Source organism: Cellulosimicrobium sp. 4261, assembly GCF_040546915.1.
Lineage (GTDB): Bacteria > Actinomycetota > Actinomycetes > Actinomycetales > Cellulomonadaceae > Cellulosimicrobium > Cellulosimicrobium cinnabarinum.
Map to the genome: position 1 here is coordinate 24348 of NZ_JBEPOQ010000014.1, position 21135 is coordinate 45482.

The following is a 21135-nucleotide window of genomic DNA, read 5'->3' on the forward strand; positions in this document are numbered from 1 at the left end:
ACGGCCGCGACCGCACGGGACCAGCGGGCACCGTCCGGCGGGTCGGCGCGTCGACGGGTCCGCAGGTCAGCGGGTCAGACGACCGGCAGGCGCAGCGCCTCCCCGAGCGGGACCGACGGGCCCTGGAACGGCACGACGTCCTGCTCGCACGTGGCGCCGTCGGTGGCGTCGAGGTCCACGAGGTACCGCGCGACGGCGCCGTCCGCGCACGCGCTCTTGCCGATGATCGTGTGGCCCCAGCCCTCGACGGTGAGCACGCGGGCGTCGGGCCAGCGGTCGGCGTAGGGCTGCGTGAACCCGTACGGCGTCGCGGGGTCGAACCGGGTGCCGACCACGAGCACGGGAGCCTCCGTCGTCTGGTCCCACGGGCCCGTAAAAGCGTCGCGGTCCTCGACGGGCACGAACTCGCACTGGACGCCCACCCAGCCGCGGAAGCGCCCGAAGTGCGGGTACTGCGCGTCGAGCGCGTCGACCTTCGCGGGGTACTGCCACGGCCGGCCGGGGGTCGTCGTGTCGACGCACAGGCTCGCGAGCGCGCCGCCGACGGACGCGTAGTCCTCGGCGAACCCGGCGCGGCGGAGCAGCTCCCCGAGCGAGGGCAGGGCACCGAGCGTGCGCTGGCGGTCCGCGGCCGCGGGCGGCTCGACGGCGCCGCTCAGCACCGCGAGCGACGCGAGCGTGAGGTCGAGGTCGCCCCACGCGGCGGGCTCGTACAGGTACTGGAAGACGAGCGCCACCGTGTCCGGGTACCCGACGCGCACGCTCGTGCCGTCGGGGAGCGGCACGTCGACGGGCGCCTCGCGGAGCGCGGCGTAGGTCGCCTCGACGACGTCGGCCGGGTCGCCGAGCGACGCGAGCGCGCACGCCGACGGCCCCGCCTCCGAGCACAGCCGCGTGAACTCGCCGAACGTCTCGGTCGCGCCGGCGGCCTGCCCGATCCGGGCGCCGATCAGCTCGCGCGACCCGACGCCCGACCACGCGTCGACGTCCATCGTGCCGTCGAGCACCAGGGCGCGGACGCGGTCGGGGAACAGCGCCCCGTACGTCGCGCCGAGCACCGTGCCGTAGGAGTACCCCACGTAGCTGAGCTGCTCGTCGCCCACCGCCTGGCGCAGCAGGTCCATGTCCCGCGCGACGTTCGCCGTCGACGCGTGCGCGATCCGGTCGCCCGAGAACAGCGTGCACGACGCCCCGAACGCCGCCATCTGGCCGAGGTAGCGCGCCTCCTCGCGGTCGGTCACGGGGAACGCGGGCAGGCCCGCGAGGAACGCGTTCTCGCGGTCCTGGTCGCGGAAGCACGTCGCGGGGTCGGACGTCCCGACGGCACGCGGGTCGAACCCGATGACGTCGAACCGGGCGAGCACGTCGTCGTCGAAGAGCGAGCCCCCGAGCAGGTGCAGCGTCTCGACGCCCGGGCCGCCCGGGCCGCCGAAGTTGGTGAACAGGCTCCCGATCCGCTGCTCGGGGTCGGACGCCGGGAGCCGCGTCAGGCCGATGGTCGTCGTGCGGCCGTGGGGGCGGTCGTAGTCGGTCGGCACCTGCGCCGTCGCGCACTCGAACGCCTCGAGGCCGTCGCCGTCGCACGGCCCCCACGCGATCTCGGGCACGGGGGCCTCGACCTGGGCGGGCGTCGTCGTGGCGGGTCCGGTGCGGGCCGACGCCGTGGCGGCGCCGGTGCGGGCTGGCTCACCCCCCGGGCCCGCGACGGCCGCGGCGGGTACCCCGCCGAGCAGGAGGACCGCCGCCAGCGACGAGGCGGCGGCGCGGACGGTTCGTGTCGTCATCGATCGCGAAGTCATCGCTCCCCATCCGACCACGGCCCCGCGAGGAGCGCACCCGGGCCGACGCGCGGCACGGTCACCGGTCCTCCCGGGAGCGGCGGCAGCGATTTCCGTTGCCCTCGGTCGTGCGCCCGTCGAGAGTGTCGGCATGCTGATCAGACGCGAGCGCCCGTCGGACGTCCAGTCGATCCGGGCCGTCACCGTGGACGCCTTCTCCGCGGTCGAGCACGCCGCGCCGTCGGTCGAGCCCGACGGCGCACCCGGCGAGGCCACCCTGGTCGGGTGGCTGCGGGAGGACCCGGGGTGGATCCCGGAGCTGTCGCTGGTCGCCGAGACCGGGTCCCACGACCCCCAGGTGGTCGGGCACGTCGTCGCCACCCGCGGTCAGCTCGGGGGCCGGCCGGCGCTCGGTCTCGGACCGCTCAGCGTCCGTCGCGACCACCAGCGGCGCGGCGTGGGTTCCGCGCTGATGCACACGATCCTCGGTGCGGCGGACGCCCTCGGCGAACCGGTCGTGGTGCTGCTCGGGGAGCCGGCGCTCTACTCCCGGTTCGGGTTCGTGCCCGCGAGCGCCCTGGGCATCGAGGCTCCCGAGCCGGCGTGGGGGGACTACTTCCAGGCGCGCGCCCTGAGCGCCTGGCGCGGCGAGCACGCCGGGCGGTTCACCTACGCCGCCCCGTTCGACCGCCTGTGAGACAAGTCCACGAGGCGATGGCCAGGATCGAGGCCATGCACGAGGAGAACGACTCCACGGAGGAGGAGAAGTGAACGCCGCCGAGCACTACAGCTACCGCGTGTCCTGGTCCGCAGACGACGGAGAGTTCGTCGGTACGGTTCTCGAGCTACCCTCCCTCTCCTGGCTCGAGCCCGAGTCGGCCGCCGCGTTCGCCGGGATCCGGAAGCTCGCCTCCGAGGTGGTCGAGGACCTGGCAGCCTCTGGCGAAGAGGTCCCCGAGCCCCTGTCCGAGCGCCACTACTCCGGCGAGTTCCGTGTGCGGATCCCCCGGCCATGCACCGCCGGCTCGTCGAGGAGGCTGCCGCGCAGGGCATCTCCATGAACCGTCTCGCCAACCACAAGCTCTCCGCCTGAGAGAGCACGAAGCGCGCGTCCCGAGAGCTACCTTCTCGCGCGGGCTCCGTCGTACCGCTCGGCCCTCCCAGGCCGCGACCTCGAGCCCGGTACCGCGTGCGACCGAGACGCCGGCCGCGATGCCGGATCTCGCCGGTCAGCGCAGCACCACGACGGCGACCCCCGCCGCGACGGCGAGGGGCGCGAGCACGAGGCCCTGGCGGATCACGTGCCACGCGGGCGGTGCCTCCTGCCCGAAGGTGTGACGGCGGTACTGCTGCCACCACAGCACGGTCGCGAGCGACGCCCAGGGCGTGATCAGCGGTCCGGCGTCGACCGCGACGAGCAGGGTCGCGAGCCGCTCGACGTCCTCGCCCGCCGCGGGGAGCAGCGCGAGGAACGCGGGCAGGTTGTTCACGAGGTTCGCCGCGACGACGCCCGTCGCGGCGAGGCGGGCGAGGTCGCCCGGTCCGGTCCCCGTGCCCGCGACGGCGGCGAGGAGGTCGCCGAGCCCGTGCGCGTGCCAGGTCTCCACGACCACGAACAGCGCCGCCACGACGAGCGCCGACCGCCACGGCAGCATCTCGCGCACCGGCACGAGCGGGCGCACGCGCCGCCACCACGTCGCGAGCGCGAGCACCGCCGCACCCGCGAGCGCCGTCGGCGCGACGGGCAGCTCGAGCGCGAACGCGACCGCGAGGAGCACGACGACGGCCCCGGTGAGGCGCAGGAGCACCCGGTCGGGCGGCGTCGGGCCGGGACCCACGAGGTCGAACCGTCCCCGCAGGTGGCGACCGTGCAGCGCGAGCAGCACGACGACCGTCACCGCGAGGACCACGAGCGCCGGCGCCCACATCACCCCGACGTACCCGGTGCCGAACCGGTCCGCCGCGAGCAGGTTGGTGAGGTTCGAGACCGGCAGGAGGAGCGACGCCGTGTTGGCGAGCGCGAGCACGGTGAGCGCGAGCGGCAGGGGCCTGGTGCCCGTGCGGCGGGCGAGGGCGAGCACGACGGGCGTGACGAGCACCGCCGTCGTGTCGAGCGACAGCACGACGGTGCTGGCCGTCGCGAGCAGCACGACGAGCACCCACAGCACGATCCGCCGACCTCGGGCGAGCCGCGCCGCCCGGGCAGCGACGGCGTCGAACAGGCCCGCGCCCGCGCACAGCTCCGCGACCACCGTGATGGCGAGGAGGAACACCAGGACCGGCCCGGTGCGCACGAGCAGGTCGCGCGCGTCCGCCGCGGGGAGCAGCCCCGTCGCGGGGAGCGCGACGACGACCACCGCGGCGAGCAACCACGGCGGCAGACGACGGCGGCGTCGCCGGTGAGCCGTGCCCGCGGCGGCGCCGGAGTCCGCGCCGACATCAGCGGGAGGCTCGGTCGTCACGGCGGTCACTGTACGACCGGTGCGCCCCGCTCGGCGGGCCGGAGGCTCGTGCCCTCGCAGCCACGGGGGCGCGGCTCCGCCCGTGAGGCGTCGAGGACGGCGAGACCGACGGGGTCGTCCGAGCAAGGACGGGGGTCAGCCGGACCGCTACTATCTGGGTATGCGTGAAGATACGAAGGCTTGCACCTTCGGTACCGAGAGCCCCTACGTCGAGCTCGCGGCCGAGGTGTTCTCGCTGCTCGCCGACGCGACGCGGGTCCGGATCGTCCTCGCCCTGCGAGACGCCGAGCTCCCGGTCAACGCCCTCGCCGAGGTGGTGGGGAAGTCACCGACCGCGGTCTCCCAGCACCTCGCGAAGCTCCGGTGGGGCCGGATCGTCCGTGCGCGCCAGGAGGGCAACCGCGTCTTCTACTCGCTGATCGACGAGCACGCGCGCACGCTCGTGACGCAGGCCGTCTTCCAGGCGCAGCACGCGGTGGACGACCACCCGCAGCATCACGCCGACGGCGCGCACCGGGCGGCGGAGAAGCCGGCCGCGGGCAGTGCGGACGAGGCCGCGCGATGACCGCGCCGCAGCCGGCCGTCCTCGGCCACGACCACCCGCACGACCACGACCACGACCACGACCACGACCACGACCATCATCACGACGCGCACCCGACGGGCCTGCGCGGCTGGCTGCACGAGGTGTTCGTGCCGCACTCCCACGACGCGGCCGACTCGATCGACGACGAGCTCGTCGCCAGCGGCCAGGGCATCCGCGCGGTGAAGGTCTCGCTCGTGGTCCTCGGGCTCACTGCGCTCGCGCAGCTCGCCATCGTGGCGGTGAGCGGCTCGGTCGCCCTCCTCGCCGACACGGTGCACAACCTCTCCGACGCGCTCACGGCGGTGCCGCTGTGGATCGCGTTCGTGCTCGGTCGTCGTGCCGCGACGCGCCGGTACACCCACGGCTACGGCCGGGCCGAGGACCTCGCGGGCCTGTTCATCGTCGCGATGATCGCCCTCTCGGCCGTCGTCGCAGGCGTCGAGTCCGTGCGGCGCCTCGCCGACCCGCAGCCCGTGGAGAACCTCGGGTGGGTGGTCGCCGCGGGCGTCGTCGGGTTCGCCGGGAACGAGGCCGTCGCCGTCTACCGGATCCGCGTCGGGCGCCGCATCGGCTCCGCCGCGCTCGTCGCCGACGGCGTGCACGCGCGCACGGACGGGTTCACCTCGCTCGCGGTCGTGCTCGGCGCGCTCGGTGTCCTCGTCGGCGTCCCCCTCGCCGACCCCGCCGTCGGCCTGCTCATCACCGTCGCGATCCTCGTCCTCCTGTGGGGCACCGCGCGCGACGTCGGCCGTCGGCTGCTGGACGGCGTCGACCCCGCGCTCACGGACCGCGCCCGCCGCGCGCTCGACGCGGTGGACGGTCTGGACGGCGTGGACGACGTCCGTCTGCGCTGGGCAGGGCACCGGCTCACCGTGCAGGCGCGCGTCCTCGTCCCGCCCGAGACCTCGGTCGCCGTCGCCGACCGGACGTCGGCCTGCGCCGACGACGCGCTGCGGCACGTCCTGCCGTCGGTCGGGCGGGTCGACGTCGTGGTGGCCCCCTCCCCCTGAGCGCGCCCCGGCGGGCGAGGCGTGGGTGGTCGGCGCGAGGATGGGGCATGCTGCTCGCCGAGGTCGCCGCCACGTCCGACGCCGTCGCCGCCACGCGCTCGCGCCTCGCCAAGCGCGCGGCCATCGCCGACCTGCTGCGGCGCGTCGCGGACGACGCCGAGGCCGGGAGCGCGGAGGTGGAGATCGCCGTCGCGTACCTCGCGGGCGAGCTGCGCCAGCGCCGCACCGGGCTCGGGTGGCGGTCGCTGCGCGACCTCCCCGCCCCCGCCGAGGAACCCGGCCTCACGCTGACCGACGTCGATACCGCGTTCGCCCGCATGGCGGACCTCTCCGGCCCCGGGTCGGCCACCGCGCGCCAGGCCGAGGCGGCCGCCCTGTTCGGCGCCGCGACCGCGCGCGAGCAGTCGCTCCTCGCCGGGCTCGTCTCGGGCGAGCTGCGCCAGGGCGCACTCGACTCCGTGGTGGTCGACGCCGTCGCCGAGGCGGCGGGCGTCCCCGCCGACACGGTGCGCCGCGCGGTCATGCTCGCGGGCGCGACCGGGCCGGTCGCCCGCGCGGCACTCACGGCGGGCGGCCCGGAGGCCGCGACGGAGGCGCTCGCGACGTTCCGGCTCACCGTCGGCCGCGCGGTCCGGCCGATGCTCGCGCAGTCCGCGCCCGACGTCGGCGCCGCGCTCGACAAGCTCGGGGCCGCACCGGGCGACCCGTCGGGCACCGCCGTCGCCGTGGACCTCAAGCTCGACGGCATCCGCATCCAGGTGCACCGCGACGGCGACGAGGTACGCGTCTTCACGCGCTCGCTCGACGACATCACCGCGCGCGTCCCCGAGATCGTCGCGGCCGTGCGGGCGCTCCCCGCCCGGGCGCTCGTCCTCGACGGGGAGGCGCTCGTCGTCGGGCCCGACGGCGTCCCCCGCCCGTTCCAGGAGACCGCCGCCCGCTCCGCGACCCAGGGCGAGCGCACCGCCGCCGAGGAGGCCGAGCTCGCGGCCTCGCTCGAGCTCTCCCCCTTCTTCTTCGACGTGCTCCACGCCGACGGTCGCGACCTGCTGGACGAGCCGCTGCGCGACCGGCTCGCCGTGCTCGACGACCTGCTCGCCGACGCGGCGGGGCCGCTCGCCGTGCGCCGCCTCGTGACCGACGACGCCGCGGCCGCGACCGCGTTCTTCGACGCCGCCGTCGCCGAGGGCCAGGAGGGCGTCGTCGTGAAGTCGCTCGCCGCGCCCTACGCGGCCGGGCGGCGCGGCGCCGGGTGGGTGAAGGTCAAGCCACGGCACACGCTCGACCTCGTGGTGCTCGCCGTCGAGCAGGGCTCGGGCCGGCGCAGCGGGTGGCTGTCGAACATCTGGCTCGGCGCGCGCGACCCCGAGGGCGGGTTCGTCATGCTCGGCAAGACGTTCAAGGGCATGACCGACGAGATGCTCGCGTGGCAGACGCAGCGCTTCCGCGAGCTCCGGACCGCCGACGAGGGGTACGTCGTGCACGTGCGCCCCGAGCAGGTCGTCGAGATCGCGTTCGACGGCCTCCAGCGCTCGACCCGCTACCCCGGCGGGCTCGCGCTGCGCTTCGCGCGCGTCGTCCGGTACCGCGACGACAAGACGGCCGCCGAGGCGGACACGATCGACACCGTCCGGGCGCTCGCGCGACCGCTCGGGGGCGGCGCGACGGACGGACCTGACGCGGAGGGCTGAGCGGACGGCGCGTCGAGCGCGGCGGAAGGCCGTCCGGCGGTGGGTGCATCCGCGGGCGGCGGTCCGGGTGAAGGAGAGGTGGACGCCGCACCGGCGTCCGACGGCGTTCCGCCGTCCCGTGCACGACGAAGGGACTCGACGATGAACCTCCGACGCACGCTCACCGCGGCAGGAGCCGCGCTCCTCGCCCTGACCGCCGCGGCCGCACCGGCCGTCGCGGCACCCGCCCCCTCGGCGGCGCCGCCGTCGGGCACCGCGAGCCTCGCCTCGGTGCTCGCGGCCGACGGCGACACGTTCGACCGCAACTGGTACGACTTCGACATCGTCGACCAGGCCGTGGCCGCGGTCCTCGCCGCCAAGCCGGACAGTCCCGTGGCGGTCCTGGCCGACGGCACGGTGCCGCTCACCGCGTTCCTGCCGAACGACCGGGCGTTCCAGCTCCTCGCGCTCGACCTCACGCACCGCTGGCAGCCCACCGAGGAGCGCGTGCTCACCTCGCTCGCCGGCGCGGTCGGCATCGACGCGATCGAGCAGGTCCTGCTCTACCACGTCGTCCCCGGAGCGACGATCGACTCCGGCACCGCGCTGCGGTCCGACGACGCCGTCCTCACCACGGCGCAGGGCGCGACGTTCCGGGTCGACGTGCTGAGCAAGCGCCTCGCCCTGGTCCGCCTCGTCGACCAGGACCGCAACGACCTCGACCCGTTCCTCGTGAAGAGCAAGCTCGACCTCAACAAGGGCAACGTCCAGATCGCGCACGGCATCAGCGCGGTGCTGCGACCGCAGAACCTCTGACCAGCCCGACCCCGAGCCCGGCCCCGCACCCGCGGGGCCGGGCACTTTTTTTGATGCGTGTGCATCCAGATCCGCACCTGCGGGGGAAGAGGGGGTGTCAGCAGATCGAGCGCCCGGGACGGACCGGGCTCGACCACCGGAGGACACCATGCACCGCACCGCACGACGCACCGCCGCGCTCGCGGGCGCAGCGACCCTCGTCGCGCTGGGGGCCGTCGCGCTCCCCGCCCAGGCCGCCACCGACGACGGCGCCTCGCTCTCCGTCCTGCACGGCGTGCCGGACACGCCCGTGGACGTCTGGGTGAACGACGAGCTCACGCTCGACGACTTCCAGCCCGGCGACCTCGCGGGTCCGCTCGATCTCCCCGCCGGGACGTACACGGTCGCGATCACCGCGCCCGACGCGACCGACACGAGCTCCCCGGTCATCGGCCCGGTCGACCTCCAGCTCGCGGGCGGCACGAGCTACACCGCCGTCGCGCACCTCGACGCGGGCGGCCAGCCGACCGCGACGCTCTTCACGAACGACACGAAGCCGACGGCCGCGGGCCAGGGCCGGCTGACCGTGCGGCACGTCGCCGCGGCGCCCGCGGTCGACGTCCTCGCGGGCGGGGAGGCGGTCGTGACCGGCCTGGAGAACCCGAAGGAGGCCGTGCTCGACCTGCCGGCCGGCACGATCTCGGCGTCGATCGCCGCCGCGGGCACCACGGAGCCCGTGCTCGGCCCGGCCGACCTCACGGTCGCCGAGGGCGTCAACACGATCGCGTACGCGTGGGGCAGCCTCGACGCGGGCAACCTCGCCCTCGCGACCCAGACGGTCGAGGGTCTGCACTCCTCGCCGTCGGGCGTCCCGGCCGGGCTCTCGGGCCTCGCGGCGGCCGACGCGCCGAGCAGCACCGCGACGGGCGTCGCCATCGCGTTCGGCGCGTCCCTGTTCGGCCTCCTGCTCGTCGCCGCGACCGTCATGCTGGCACGCGCGTGGCGCGAGCAGCACGCGGCCCACGCCGTCCGGAGCGACCGGACGGCATGACGCAGCGCACGACCGCCGGTCCCGCGCGCCCCGCCCGGGGCGCGCGGGCCGGCCTCCGGAGCCTCCTGGGGGCGGTGCTCGTCACCGCAGCGGTCGTCGGCGGATGCTCCCTGCCGCCCGCCGACGGGTCGACCGACGGACTCCTCGGACCGACGGCCGACCCCCTCCCCACCCCGGCCCCCCACCAGGGCGGGGAGGAGACCGCGGGGACGCCCGGGCCGGCCCGGGACGCACCGGTGCCGGTGCGCCCGGCCCGGGACGTCCCGGCTCCCCCACCCCCGGCGCCCGTACGGGTCGTCGTCGGTGACCTCGGGATCGACCTGCCCGTCGAGGCGGCGGGCGTCGACCCCGAGGGACGCATGGCGCTGCCGGGCTCCGGGGACGTCGCCGCCTGGTACCGGTTCGGCCCGGCCCCGGCGAGCCCCACCGGGACGACCCTGGTCGCGGCGCACGTGGACGACCCGGACGGCGTCGGGCCGTTCGCGCGGCTCCGCGAGATCACGACGGGCGCGAGCGTCGACGTCGTCGACGCGACGGGCACCTCGTACACCTACACAGTGACCGACATCAGGAGCATCGCGAAGCCCGACGTCCCGCTCGACGCGCTGTTCGACCGCGACGGCGAGCGCCGCCTCGTCCTCGTGACGTGCGGCGGCCGCTGGGACGCCGAGCGACGCTCGTACTCGGACAACGTCGTCGTGACCGCGGTCCCCGCGCGGTGACGGCCCGCACGGGCGCTACGATCGCTGCTACCCGCTCGCCGCTGCCGCCCGGGTGGTCGGCACCGACCCTCGAGGACCCGCCCTGAACGTGACCGAGACCGGGACCACCGACCCGGACCTGTGGCGCCTCGGTCGCGACTTCGCCGACGGCGACGAGCAGGCGCTCGCCGAGGCCTACCGACGCTGGTCCGCGCTCGTGCACACGATCGCGCTGCGCTCGCTCGGCACGCGCGCCGACGCCGAGGACGTCACCCAGCAGGTCTTCGTCGCGGCGTGGCGCGGCCGGTCCCGGTTCGACCCCGACCGGGCCCGGCTCCCGGCCTGGCTCGTCGGGATCACGCGGCACACGGTGGCCGACGCGCACGAGGCCCGCTCGCGGGTCCGCCGGTCGGAGGAGGCCGCGGCCACGACCGCCCCGGACCCGGGTCGCGCGGCGAGCGAGGACACCGACGTCGGGCGCGTCGCCGACCGCGTGCTCCTCACCGAGGAGCTGCGACGGCTCGGCGACCCGGGGCGGACGATCCTGGAGCTCGCGTTCTTCCGCGACCTGACCCACGTGCAGATCGCCGAGGAGCTCGGCCTGCCGCTGGGTACGGTCAAGAGCCACGTACGACGAAGCCTGATCCGGCTGCGCGACCGATTGGAGGTGGACGGTGCAGCACATCGATGACGAGACCCTCGCGCTCCTCGCGCTCGGCGAGGACGTGCTCGACGACGACGCGCGCGCGCACCTGTCCTCCTGCGCGGAGTGCGCCGACGCCATCGCCCGCCTCGCCCGCGTCGTCGACGCGTTCGACGGCGCGGACGCGGCCGACGACCTCGTCGCCCCCGACGCCGCGGTGTGGTCGCGGGTCCAGGCCGAGCTCGGCCTGACGAGCGGCACCGCCGCGCCGCCCGTCGTCGCCCCCGCGGCGGTCACCGACGCTCCCGCAGGTCCGACGCTCCCGCGGGCCGCGGCCGGGACGGGCCCGGAGGCGCCGGACGACAGCACGACCGGCGCGACCGGCACGGCGGTCGTCGTGCCGCTCGCCCCGCGACGCCGTCGGGTGTGGGTCCCGGTCGCGGCGGCGGCTGCGGCCGCGCTCGTCGTCGGCGGCGTGGGCGGCATCCTCTGGGAGCGCCGCGAGGTCGAGCCGCCCGAGACGACGGTCGCGAGCGCGACGCTCGACCCGCTGCCCGACTGGCAGGGCGCGAGCGGCGACGCGCGCGTCGAGGAGCGGCCCGACGGGCGGCGCCAGGTCGTCGTGACGGTCGACGCGCCGGCGCCCGACGGCACGTACCGCGAGGTGTGGCTGCTCGCGGAGGACCTGAGCGGCCTCGTGAGCCTCGGCGTGCTCGACGGCACGGAGGGTCGCTTCGACGTGCCTGACGGCCTGGACCTCGCCGAGTTCCCCGTGGTCGACGTCTCCGAGGAGCACTTCGACGGCGACCCGTCCCACTCGGGCGACTCGGTCGTGCGGGGACCGCTCGACGTCTAGGCGCACGGTCGTCGCGCCGGGACCGGCACTCACGCCCGCGCGTACTCCGCGAGCGTGACGCCGGAGCGGAACGTCTGCGTGCCCGTCGATCGCCAGGAGAGGGGCGCGTAGTCCCGCTCGCCGAACAGCGGGACCCCGGCGCCGAGCATCACCGGGTTGACCTTGAGCGCGAGCCGGTCGATCTCGTCGACGAGCACGGCGGCGAGCGCTCCCCCGCCGCACAGCCAGATCCCCCGGCCGTCCTCCCGCTTGAGCGCGCGGACCGTCTCGACCGGGTCGGCGCCGGTGAACAGCACCCCCTCGCTCCCCTCGGGCGCCTCGTGCGTGCGGGTGAAGACGATCTGTCGCAGGTGCCGGTAGGGGTTCGGCAGGTGGTGGTCGGGAAGGCCGACGGCGTAGGTGTTCCAGCCCATGAGGACGGTGTCGAAGGGGCCGTCGGCGACCGGCAGCCCGGCGGCCCCGGCCAGGTCCGTCGGCGCCGTGCCGCGGTACCGGGACCAGATGGGCGCCATGTGGTCGCCCTCGGCGAGGAAGGCGTCGAACTCGCCCCCCGGCCCGGCGATGTACCCGTCGAGGCTCACGGCGACGTAGTAGGTCAGCTCACGCATCATGTCTCCTGACAACTACAGATGAAGTGGTTGTCGGTGAGACTACAACAGGTGCAGTGGTTGCGATAGCCTCGGCGCATGGCGAAGAACACCGCACGGCGCAGCGCCCTGGCGGACGCCGGGATCGCCGTGCTCGCGCGCGAGGGGTCGCGCGGCCTGACGCACCGCGCGATCGACGACGAGGCCGGGGTCCCGACGGGCACGACGTCGAACTACTTCCGGAGCCGAGACGCCCTCGTCGCGGGGCTCTTCGAGCGCATCGGAGAGCGGCTCGCGCCGGCACCCGAGGACCTCGCCCGACGCGCGGCCCAGACGCCCGACCGCGCGCTGTTCGCGGACTACCTCCGCGACATCGTGCGCCGGTTGTCGACCGACGCCGACGTCACCCGAGCCCTGTTCGAGCTGCGGCTCGAGTCCGGCCGTCGGGGCGAGCTCGCGGCCGTTCTCGGCCCGTGGCTGCGCGCGGGATTCGAGGCCGACGTCGCGTTCAACCGGTCGGCCGGCCTGCCCGGCGGACGCCGGGAGATCGCCCTGTTCCACTACGCGATCGACGGGCTGCTCCTCGACCGTCTCACCACGCCGATCGACCCCGACATCCCGACCGACGACGTCGTCGACGCGCTCGTGGCGGGGTTGCTCCCGGAGCGCTGAGCGGCCTCACGCCCACCCCGGACGGCCGCTCCTACGACGCGCGGCGCCCGTCGAGCCGGTCGAGCCAGCCGCGGACGGGCCCGAGCGAGACCAGGCCCGACCCGGCCCCGGCGAGCTCGTCGGGGGTGCGGGCGAGCGCGCGTCGGGCCTGCCCGGCGAGGGAGCGGTCGCCGAGCCGCAGGGCGGTCTCCGCGCGCAGCGCCCACAGCAGCTCGCGCAGGTGGTCGGCGGGCGGCTCGGGCGCCGCGCGCGCGAGCCGCGCGGCGGCGTCGGGGCCGCCGGCGTCGAGCGCGAGCAGCGGCTCCGCCCACGGGGCGTACGGGCCAAGGTCGGCGGCCTCGATCCCGGCGAGCGGTCGCCCGTGCCGCATGCGCACGGTGAGGAGCGCGAGCGGGAGCAGCCCGTCGCGCACACCGGGCATGCGCACCCCGGCGAGCCGGTCGTCGGCGGCGCGGTACGCGCGCGCCGCGGCGTCGGGCGGGGCGGTCTCGGCGTCGCGCATCGCCCGGTACCAGGCGGTGAGCATCGGGACCACGGGTGACTCGTAGCCTGCCGCGACGTCCTCGGCCGCGGCGGCGTGGGCGTCGGCGTCGGGGAACCGGCCCGCGCCCGCCGCCGCCTGCATCCGGACGAGGTGGCCGAGGATCGCGAAGGTCGGGAGGTCGTGGTCCTCCGCCAGGGCGACGAGCTCGGCGCCGGTCCGGTCCCGCTCGGGACCGGCGCCCGGCCGCTGGAAGGACTGGAGGAACTGCGCGTTGAGCGCGAGCGCGAGCGTCGCCGGGTCGCCGAGGTCGCGCGCGATCCCGACGGCGTCCTCCGCCGCGGCCCACGCCCACGCGTCGCGCGTCCCGCGGTGCTCGATGCCGACCACCGCGAGCAGACGCGCGCGCAGCACCGGCGCCGCGCCCGGACCGAGGCGCCCCAGGGTCCGCCGCGCGACGCCGACGAGCGCGTCGGCCGCCACCGGGTCGTCGCTCCGGGTCCAGACGGCCGGGACGTCGTACGCGGTGACGGTCCGGGCGGCGAGCACCGGGTCGCCGGTCGCCTCGGCCGCGAGCGCCGCGGCGACGCGCTGCTCCTGCGCGGTCGCGAGGTGGTCGCCCCCGGCGACGGCGAGCGTGCGCGCGACGTCGACCGTCGAGCGCAGGTGCGTGCGCGAGCCGGTGGGGGCCGTGACGGCGAGGCGCGGCCCCGGCGTCGGGCCGTCGAGCGACGCCGCGTGGCCCAGCACGTCGCGCTCGAGCCGGACGAGCTCGGGGCCCGGGTCTAGGCCGAGCTCGTCGGCGAGGCGGCGGCGGGCGCGCCGCAGGACGTCGAGCGCGTCCGTCTGCCGCCCGTCGCGGTACAGCGCGAGCGCGAGCAGCGCCCACGCGTGCTCGCGCCACGGGTGCGCGGCGGCGTGCGCGTCGAGCACGACGACCGCCTCCGCGGCCCGGCCCTCGCCGAGCAGCGCGTCCGCGAGCAGCTCGACGGCGCGCGCGTGCACCTCGACGAGATGCCGGCGCTCGGCCCGGACCCACTCCCGCTCCGGCAGGTCGGCGTACGGCTCGCCGCGCCAGGCGGCGACGGCGTCCGCCAGCGCGCGCGTCGTGCCCGACGCCGCGTCCCCGGCCCCGGGAGACGCGCTCGCCCGGGCGACGGCCGCCTCCAGGCGCGCCGCGTCGAGCGCGTCGTCCGGGAGCCGCAGCGCGTAGCCGCCGTGCGCGGTGACGAGGACGCGCGGGGGCGTGCGCGGCGCGCGCCCGGGCTCCAGGCGCCGCCGCAGGTCGCCGACGAACGTCGCGAGCGCGCCGCGCCGGTCGCCCGTCCCCGCGCCGGGCTCGTCCCACAGGTCGTCGGCGAGGCGGTCGAACGGCACCGGGCGCCCGCGCGCGGCGGCGAGGCGCGCGAGGAGCTCGCGCTGGCGCGGTCCGCCGGGGTCGACGTCCGCGCCGTCGCGCAGCACGCGGACCGGCCCGAGCACCTCGACGCGCAGCTCCACCACCCCGCCATTCTCGCCGCACCGGGGCACTGATCGGACGGCACTGATCGGACACTGATCCGCGGCCCGAAGGATGGCGACGAGCCGGCCGGGCACGACCCCGGCACGGCCGAGAACCGCCCCGAGAGAGGACACCCCATGCACATCCCCGGCTTCGAGACCCGCACCGTCGAGGTCGCGCCCGGCGTCGCGCTGCGCGCCGAGACCGCGGGCGAGGGCACGCCCGTCGTGCTCCTGCACGGCTTCCCGCAGACGCGCCACATGTGGCGGCACGTCGCGACCGACCTCGCGCGCGACCACCGCGTCCTCGTGCCCGACCTGCGCGGCTACGGCGAGAGCGCGAAGCCCGCCGCCACGACGCCCGACGTCTACGCCAAGCGCACCATGGGCGCCGACGTCGTCGCGCTCGCCGACGCGCTCGACGTCGACCGGTTCGTCCTCGTCGGCCACGACCGCGGCGCGCTCGTCGCGTTCCGCGCGGCGCTCGACCACCCCGACCGCGTGAGCCACCTCGGCATCCTCGACGTGGTGCCCACGCTCGACACGTGGGCCGTGCTGCACGGCGTGGACGCCGCCGTCGCGTTCCACCTGTACCTCATGGCGCAGCCCCCGGGCCTGCCGGAGACGATGATCCGCAACAGCGCCGACGCGTTCTTCGGGTCCTTCCTCGACGCGTGGACGCAGGACCCGGCCGCGATCCCCGCCGACGTGCGCGCGCACTACCTCGCGTCGAGCCGCGACGCGGTCGACTCGATCGTGGCCGACTACCGCGCGACCGCGACGGTCGACGTCGAGCACGACCAGGCGTCGCTCGACGCGGGCGACCGGCTCGCGATGCCCGTCGCCGTGGTGCAGCAGGACTGGGGCGCGCAGCTCGGGTACGACGCCGCGGGCGTCTGGCGGCGCTGGGCGCCCGACCTCGAGCACCTCACGACGACGGCCGGCCACTTCCTGGCGGAGGAGGCGCCGGGAGACGTCGCCGCGGTCGTCCGGTCGCTCGCGCGGCGCTGACCGTCCGGCCCGGCGCCTACCGCAGGAGGGACACGACGCGCCGGGCCCGGTCCGGGCTCGGCACGGTGCCCTCCTCGACGACCCGCCGGGCGAGCTCCCGGAGACGCACGTTGCGGTCGTTCGAGACGCGCTTGAGGAGCCCGAACGCCTGCTCCGTTCCCACCCCGAGCGCGGCGGCGACGACGCCCTTGGCCTGCTCGATCGGCCCGCGGCTCCGGGCCGCGGCCGCGATGTCGCGCTGGGCCTGCTGCTCCGCCCGGTCCCGGACGGCGACCGTCACGTCGACGAAGCTGCCCATCAGCTCGACGAGCCGGCCGGTGTCGCGGTCGCGGCGGCCGTGCCCGACGAGCACGAGGACCCTCTCCCCGCCGCGCGCGTCCATGATGCGGTGCATGCTCGAGAACGGCTCCCCGTCGACGCGGGCCCGCTCCAGCAGGTCGCGGACGCGGTCGCGGTCGTCGGGGTGCTTGTGGGCGAGCACGAGCGACGTCGTCGGCACGACCTCCCCGGGCTCGAAGCCGTGCAGGCGGTACGTCTCCGGCGACCACCACCAGGCGTCGGTCGCGAGGTCGACCCGGAACTGCCCGGGCGTCGCGCCGTCGCCGAGCGAGACAGGGTGCAGCGGTGCGGGGTTCTCCACGGACATGGGTCGTCTCCGTCGTCGTTCAGCGGGGTGGTGAGCCAGGTCCAGACTCGACTCCGGGGACTCTAGCCCGGCGTCGGTTTCCTGCAACCGGTCCGGGGACTGCCCGTGACGGAGCGCGTCGGAGCGTCGGCCCGCCGCCGACGAGCGAGTGCGGGGTGCGCTGTCAGACTGACCGTGCGCGAGGGAGGGAGGCACATCGTGGGCGCCGCGCCGGATCTGTTGGAACTGCTCTCTCGCGCGCTCTCCCGGGCCGACCGCAGCCTCCCCCTGGCCACGCGGTTGTGCCAGGCGTCCGCGACCGTCCTCGGAGCCCGGAGCGCGGCGCTGACCGTCGCGCCGACGGCGGACGACCGGCTCACCGTGTCCACGGCGGACGGCCTCGCGGCTCGGATCGAGGGGCTGGGCGAGGTGATCGGCGAGGGCCCGGTCCAGCGCGCCCTCTCGGAGGACCACATCGTCGTCAGCGGGGCCGACGACGGCCGCGACGAGCACGACTTCCCCGTCTTCTCCCACGCGGTCGAGGCGATCACGGGCCCGGGCGCGTACCACGCCGTGCCGATGCACGCGGGAGGGCGGGTCGTCGGCGTGCTGAGCCTCGTCACCTCCTCCCGGACGCTGGCGCGGGGGCCGGAGGACGTGCAGCTCCTCGCCGACACCATCGGGCTCTCCCTGCTGGGCGACCTGGACTCGTTGGACTGGGCGCCCCGCGCGGAGGTCCACCAGGCGACCGGCATGGTCACCGCCCAGCTCCGCATCCCTCCCGGCGACGCGCTCGCGGTGCTCCGGGCGCACGCCTACGCCCGGTCCACGACGCTCGACGACGTCGCCGAGGAGGTCGTCACGAGGCGGCTCAGCTTCGCCTACGACGAGGAGCACGCCGTCCAGACGCTCCGGACCGACGACGGCTGACCTCAGGCTCTCGACGGCCGCACAGGCCCCGCGCCACCGGTCGCCGTAGGCTCGACGACGTCCCGACCGCCACCCGCCCACCCCGAGGAGCCCCCGTGCGCGCGACCGTCATCCACACCCCGTACGACGTCCGCGTGGAGCGGCGCGACGACCCGCGCCTGCTCGCGCCGACCGACGCGATCGTGCGCGTCGAGGCCGCGTGCGTGTGCGGGTCGGACCTGTGGACGTACCGCGGCGTCAACCGGGTCGAGCACCCCGTCGCGATGGGGCACGAGTACGTGGGCACGGTCGAGGAGGTCGGCGCGGACGTGCGGACCGTGCGCCCGGGACAGCTCGTCGTCGGGTCGTTCTTCGCGTCCGACAACACGTGCCCGATCTGCCGGGCCGGGTACCAGACGTCGTGCGTGCACCGGGAGCCCGTGCGCGGCGCCCAGGCCGAGCTGCTGCGCGTCCCGCTCGCGGACGGGACGCTCGTCGCGACGCCGGAACGCCCCGACGACGACCTCCTGCCCGGCCTGCTCACGGCGTCGGACGTGCTGGGGACCGGGTGGTTCGGCGCCCGTGCGGCCGAGGCAGGCCCGGGCAAGACGGTCGTCGTGGTGGGCGACGGCGCCGTCGGGCTGCTCGCGGTCCTCGCCGCCGCGCAGCTCGGCGCCGAGCAGGTGATCGCGATGAGCCGGCACGCGCCGCGCCAGGAGCTCGCGCGCGCGTTCGGCGCGACGGAGGTCGTCGCGGAGCGGGGCGACGAGGGCGTGGAGCGGGTCCGCGAGCTGACCGACGGGCTCGGCGCGCACAGCGTCGTCGAGGCGGTGGGCACGCAGGACTCCATGAACCAGGCGCTCGGTGCCGTCCGTGCGGGCGGGCACGTCGGGGTCGTCGGGCTGCCGCACGGCGTCGACCTCCCGGCGGTCGACATGTTCTACCGGCACGTGCACTGGTCCGGCGGGCCCGCGCCCGTGCGCCGGTACCTGCCCGAGCTGCTCGACCTCGTGCTGGAACGGCGCATCGACCCCGCGCGCGTGTTCGACCTCGAGGTCTCGCTCGACGACGCGGCCGAGGGCTACGCCGCGATGGACGAGCGGCGCGCGATTAAGGCGCTGCTGCGCCCCTGACGGTGGGCGACCGCGGCTGCTAGGGTGCCCGCATACCGCATCGCGTGGCGGCCTTCCCAGCTCATCACTTCGCCTGGAGGCAGCCGCATGTCTGCACGTCCCCGTGTCCGGACCTTCCGTCGCGACGACCGCGACCAGCTCACGGACCTCGTCAACTCCCACCTCTCCGCCGTCGTGCCGGGCGCGCGGCTCTCGGTCAACAGCGTGCTCGGGAGCCTGGAGCGCCAGCCCGACGAGCACGTCGTCGACCCGTGGGTCGTCGAGCGCGCGACGTTCGTCGTCGAGTCCCGGTACCGGGTGGTGGGCGCCGCGCACCTGCACCGGTTCACGGCCGGGCCGGAGGCGAGCGACGACTACCGCGACGCCGGCCTCGTGCAGTGGCTCCTCGTCACGCCGCCCGACGACGAGGGCCTGGAGCAGTCCGCCGAGGCCCGCGCGGCCGCGGACGCGCTGACGGCCGCGTGCCACGCCCAGCTCGCCGCGTGGCAGGTGCGCGTGGCGTACGCGGACGGGCAGCTCCCGTTCGCGGGCGTCTACGGGGTGCCGGAGCAGTGGCCGCACGTCCGCGAGGCCCTGGAGCGCGCGGGCTTCCGTCCCGGAGAGCACGCCGAGACGGTGCTGCTCGCCCCGACCTCGGCGCTCCCCCGCGCCGTCCCCGTGCCGGACGGCGTCGCCCTGCGGCGCACGCTCGGCCCCGGCGGGGGCGTGCGGTTCACCGCGCACCGCGGCACGGAGACGGCCGCGTACGTCGAGATCGACACGACCCTCGGCCGCGCCGAGCGGCAGGCCGCGACGGGAGGCACCGCCGAGCTGGTGGACCTCGCGCCCGGCCCGGGGGCCGACGACGCCCTGCTGGCCGGGGTGCTGGCCGAGGCCCGAGCGTGGCTCGAGCTCGCCGGGGTGCACCGCGTCCTGGTCGGCACGGACGCGACGGACCACGAGGAGATCGCGCAGCTGCGCGCCTGGGGGTTCCGCGAGCTGACGACCGTGAGCCGCGGCTGGCGGCTGGCGGCGCCGAATGTGGTACGTTAGTACCAGAGTTGCGTCGAGGTAGCTCTGCGGACGAGGGAGCAGTACCCGCACGGACAAGACTGACTCAGAGGGGTTGCTTGTCATGGCATGGCTCGTCCTGGTCCTCTCGGGCCTGCTCGAGGCGGTGTGGGCCACCGCGCTCGGAGCGTCGGAGAACTTCCGCCGCTGGCGCCCGACCGTCGTCTTCTTCGTCGCCATGTCGCTGAGCATGGTCGGTCTCGCCTGGGCGATGACCACGCTCCCCACCGGGACCGCGTACGCGGTGTGGGTCGGGATCGGCGCGACGCTGACCGTCGTCTGGGGCTTCGTCACGGGCAAGGAGCGCGCCACCGTGGCGCGCGTCGGCCTGCTCGTGCTGCTCGTGGGCTCCGTCATCGGGCTCAAGGCGGTGAGCTGACCGTGCCGTGGATCATCCTGCTCGTCAGCGCCGTCTTCGAGGCCGTCTGGGCGACGGCGCTCGGCAAGTCCGACGGGCTGTCCGTCCTCGGGCCCTCCGTCGTCTTCTTCGTCGCGCTCGCGCTGAGCATGCTCGGCCTCGGCTGGGCGACCAAGCACATCCCGATCGGCACCGCGTACGCGGTGTGGGTCGGGGTCGGCGCGGCGCTCACCGTCACCTACGCCATCCTCACGGGCGACGAGTCCGTGAGCGTGGGCAAGGTGGTCTTCATCGCCGGGATCATCGCGGCGGTGGTGGGCCTCAAGCTCGTGCCGTCGCGCCCGGGGCGGGCGGCCGAGAGGGCTTCCGGCCCGGCGGCCGACGCGTCGGCCGACTCCGCGCAGGCGCCCGCGGGAACGGCCCCGGACCGCCCGTAGCGCGGCGTCGAACCGCTCCGCCGCGCCCCTGAGCACGGGATTCGTCGCTCGGGGGCGCGGTGCGGGAGCATGTGCGCCGGGGCGACGGGGTCATGCAGTGGCCCGGACGCCGCCCTCGAGGCCGCAAGGAGCAGACGTGAACGGTTCGGCCGACAGCACCGCCCTCTCGACGTGGGTGGCTTCTCCGGGAGCGGTCGCCGCCGGAGAGTTCCGGTACTACCCGGACGAGGACCGGTGGTGGTGGTCGGACCCGCTCGTCGAGCTGTTCGGCTACGCCCCCGGTGAGGTCGTCCCGACGACGGAGCTCCTCCTGTGGCACCACCGGGCGACGGGCAAGGACCGGCAGCAGACGCTCACCGCCATCGCGCGCGCGGTGTCCGGCGAGGCGCCGGTCCAGGTGCAGGTCATCCAGGACGCCCGCGGCAGGGAGCGCGCGGTCGTCGTGCTCGTGGACGTCGCCTGGACCGACCCGACGGGCGTGCCCGTCGCCCGGGGCGTCGTGCTCGACGTGACGAGCGTCGTCGGCGTCGGCGCGCGGGTGCAGGCGAACGAGCAGATCGGCCTGTGGGCGCAGTCCCGCGCCGCGATCGAGCAGGCCAAGGGCATCATCGCGCTCGCCTACCGCGTCACCCCCGACGCCGCGTTCGCGTCGCTCCGCCGCTCGTCGAGCCTCGCCAACGTCAAGGTGCGCGACATCGCCGAGTCGATCGTCGCCGTCGCGCAGGACCTGCCGGCCGGGGTCGACCCGCGCCCGGCGCTCGACCGCGTGCTCGCGGGCGTCCAGGCCGCCTGACCGCCGTCCCGTCCGGGTGCGGGCCCC

At 76.0% G+C, this 21135-nt stretch carries 23 protein-coding genes and 1 riboswitch; of the genes, 18 read left to right on the forward strand and 5 right to left on the reverse strand.

Going from position 1 to position 21135, the window contains the following annotated elements; translation table 11 throughout:
* Positions 1 to 74: 74 nt before the first annotated feature.
* Complete coding sequence (locus tag ABIE39_RS15450) at positions 75 to 1784, reverse strand: alpha/beta fold hydrolase (RefSeq protein ID WP_175009490.1); 1710 nt, start codon at positions 1782 to 1784, stop codon at positions 75 to 77.
* Positions 1785 to 1929: 145 nt separating this feature from the next.
* Between ABIE39_RS15450 and ABIE39_RS15455 the strand changes: the two genes are divergently transcribed.
* A complete protein-coding gene (locus ABIE39_RS15455) occupies positions 1930 to 2475 on the forward strand; it encodes a GNAT family N-acetyltransferase (protein ID WP_086150066.1) in 546 nt (181 codons plus the stop codon).
* 315 nt (positions 2476 to 2790) lie between these two features.
* Positions 2791 to 2871, forward strand: coding sequence for a toxin-antitoxin system HicB family antitoxin (locus ABIE39_RS15460; RefSeq protein WP_354052490.1), 81 nt, complete (start codon positions 2791 to 2793; stop codon positions 2869 to 2871).
* A 136-nt stretch (positions 2872 to 3007) separates the two neighbouring features.
* Here ABIE39_RS15460 and ABIE39_RS15465 read toward each other — a convergent pair whose 3' ends face one another.
* Positions 3008 to 4240, reverse strand: coding sequence for an SLC13 family permease (locus ABIE39_RS15465; protein ID WP_354052438.1), 1233 nt, complete (start codon positions 4238 to 4240; stop codon positions 3008 to 3010).
* Between the two features lie 160 nt (positions 4241 to 4400).
* Here ABIE39_RS15465 and ABIE39_RS15470 point away from each other — a divergent pair, with 160 nt between their 5' ends.
* The 8 genes from ABIE39_RS15470 to ABIE39_RS15505 all read left to right on the forward strand — a co-directional run bounded on the left by ABIE39_RS15470 (position 4401) and on the right by ABIE39_RS15505 (position 11552).
* Positions 4401 to 4805: an ArsR/SmtB family transcription factor gene (locus ABIE39_RS15470; RefSeq protein WP_354052440.1), complete on the forward strand. Its 405-nt coding sequence runs from the start codon at positions 4401 to 4403 to the stop codon at positions 4803 to 4805.
* Positions 4802 to 5836: a cation diffusion facilitator family transporter gene (locus ABIE39_RS15475; RefSeq protein ID WP_354052441.1), complete on the forward strand. Its 1035-nt coding sequence runs from the start codon at positions 4802 to 4804 to the stop codon at positions 5834 to 5836. The genes ABIE39_RS15470 and ABIE39_RS15475 overlap by 4 nt, the downstream gene beginning before the upstream one ends.
* A 47-nt stretch (positions 5837 to 5883) precedes the next feature.
* Positions 5884 to 7527 carry an ATP-dependent DNA ligase gene (locus ABIE39_RS15480; RefSeq protein ID WP_354052443.1) on the forward strand — a complete coding sequence of 548 codons (1644 nt, stop codon included), beginning with the start codon at positions 5884 to 5886 and terminating at the stop codon, positions 7525 to 7527.
* A 141-nt stretch (positions 7528 to 7668) separates the two neighbouring features.
* Complete coding sequence (locus tag ABIE39_RS15485) at positions 7669 to 8322, forward strand: fasciclin domain-containing protein (protein ID WP_354052445.1); 654 nt, start codon at positions 7669 to 7671, stop codon at positions 8320 to 8322.
* 148 nt (positions 8323 to 8470) lie between these two features.
* Positions 8471 to 9352, forward strand: coding sequence for a DUF4397 domain-containing protein (locus ABIE39_RS15490; RefSeq protein ID WP_354052447.1), 882 nt, complete (start codon positions 8471 to 8473; stop codon positions 9350 to 9352).
* On the forward strand, positions 9349 to 10074 hold the full coding sequence (locus tag ABIE39_RS15495; protein WP_354052449.1) for a class F sortase: 726 nt from the start codon (positions 9349 to 9351) through the stop codon (positions 10072 to 10074). The genes ABIE39_RS15490 and ABIE39_RS15495 overlap by 4 nt, the downstream gene beginning before the upstream one ends.
* An 88-nt stretch (positions 10075 to 10162) precedes the next feature.
* Positions 10163 to 10744 (forward strand): RNA polymerase sigma factor, encoded by a 582-nt coding sequence (locus tag ABIE39_RS15500; protein WP_074803869.1) that lies wholly within the window; start codon positions 10163 to 10165, stop codon positions 10742 to 10744.
* On the forward strand, positions 10728 to 11552 hold the full coding sequence (locus ABIE39_RS15505) for an anti-sigma factor (protein ID WP_209829282.1): 825 nt from the start codon (positions 10728 to 10730) through the stop codon (positions 11550 to 11552). Before ABIE39_RS15500 ends, ABIE39_RS15505 begins: the two co-directional genes overlap by 17 nt.
* 29 nt (positions 11553 to 11581) lie before the next feature.
* On the opposite strand, the gene ABIE39_RS15510 is transcribed toward ABIE39_RS15505, so the two are convergent.
* Positions 11582 to 12160, reverse strand: coding sequence for a dihydrofolate reductase family protein (locus ABIE39_RS15510; RefSeq protein ID WP_175009482.1), 579 nt, complete (start codon positions 12158 to 12160; stop codon positions 11582 to 11584).
* A 78-nt stretch (positions 12161 to 12238) separates the two neighbouring features.
* Here ABIE39_RS15510 and ABIE39_RS15515 point away from each other — a divergent pair, with 78 nt between their 5' ends.
* On the forward strand, positions 12239 to 12811 hold the full coding sequence (locus tag ABIE39_RS15515) for a TetR/AcrR family transcriptional regulator (protein WP_021483352.1): 573 nt from the start codon (positions 12239 to 12241) through the stop codon (positions 12809 to 12811).
* Positions 12812 to 12842: 31 nt separating this feature from the next.
* On the opposite strand, the gene ABIE39_RS15520 is transcribed toward ABIE39_RS15515, so the two are convergent.
* Complete coding sequence (locus ABIE39_RS15520) at positions 12843 to 14795, reverse strand: AfsR/SARP family transcriptional regulator (RefSeq protein WP_222592409.1); 1953 nt, start codon at positions 14793 to 14795, stop codon at positions 12843 to 12845.
* 135 nt (positions 14796 to 14930) lie between these two features.
* On the opposite strand from ABIE39_RS15520, the gene ABIE39_RS15525 reads away from it, so the two are divergent.
* Entirely contained in the window at positions 14931 to 15803 is an 873-nt protein-coding gene (locus ABIE39_RS15525; RefSeq protein ID WP_175009480.1) for an alpha/beta fold hydrolase, read from the forward strand.
* A gap of 16 nt (positions 15804 to 15819) precedes the next feature.
* On the opposite strand, the gene ABIE39_RS15530 is transcribed toward ABIE39_RS15525, so the two are convergent.
* Positions 15820 to 16449 carry a PAS and ANTAR domain-containing protein gene (locus ABIE39_RS15530; protein WP_175009479.1) on the reverse strand — a complete coding sequence of 210 codons (630 nt, stop codon included), beginning with the start codon at positions 16447 to 16449 and terminating at the stop codon, positions 15820 to 15822.
* A 219-nt stretch (positions 16450 to 16668) separates the two neighbouring features.
* On the opposite strand from ABIE39_RS15530, the gene ABIE39_RS15535 reads away from it, so the two are divergent.
* The 6 genes from ABIE39_RS15535 to ABIE39_RS15560 all read left to right on the forward strand — a co-directional run bounded on the left by ABIE39_RS15535 (position 16669) and on the right by ABIE39_RS15560 (position 21108).
* Complete coding sequence (locus ABIE39_RS15535) at positions 16669 to 17358, forward strand: ANTAR domain-containing protein (RefSeq protein WP_175009478.1); 690 nt, start codon at positions 16669 to 16671, stop codon at positions 17356 to 17358.
* Between the two features lie 95 nt (positions 17359 to 17453).
* A complete protein-coding gene (locus ABIE39_RS15540; RefSeq protein ID WP_175009477.1) occupies positions 17454 to 18470 on the forward strand; it encodes a zinc-binding dehydrogenase in 1017 nt (338 codons plus the stop codon).
* Positions 18471 to 18557: 87 nt separating this feature from the next.
* The gene (locus tag ABIE39_RS15545; RefSeq protein WP_354052453.1) at positions 18558 to 19502 is read left to right on the forward strand and encodes a hypothetical protein; all 945 of its coding nucleotides are present in this window, start codon (positions 18558 to 18560) and stop codon (positions 19500 to 19502) included.
* 2 nt (positions 19503 to 19504) lie between these two features.
* Positions 19505 to 19571, forward strand: a riboswitch (guanidine-III (ykkC-III) riboswitch).
* A gap of 13 nt (positions 19572 to 19584) precedes the next feature.
* Positions 19585 to 19899 carry a DMT family transporter gene (locus tag ABIE39_RS15550; protein WP_021482216.1) on the forward strand — a complete coding sequence of 105 codons (315 nt, stop codon included), beginning with the start codon at positions 19585 to 19587 and terminating at the stop codon, positions 19897 to 19899.
* Between the two features lie 2 nt (positions 19900 to 19901).
* Positions 19902 to 20315: a DMT family transporter gene (locus tag ABIE39_RS15555; RefSeq protein WP_114552900.1), complete on the forward strand. Its 414-nt coding sequence runs from the start codon at positions 19902 to 19904 to the stop codon at positions 20313 to 20315.
* 136 nt (positions 20316 to 20451) lie between these two features.
* Entirely contained in the window at positions 20452 to 21108 is a 657-nt protein-coding gene (locus ABIE39_RS15560) for an ANTAR domain-containing protein (protein WP_354052456.1), read from the forward strand.
* Positions 21109 to 21135: the final 27 nt, after the last annotated feature.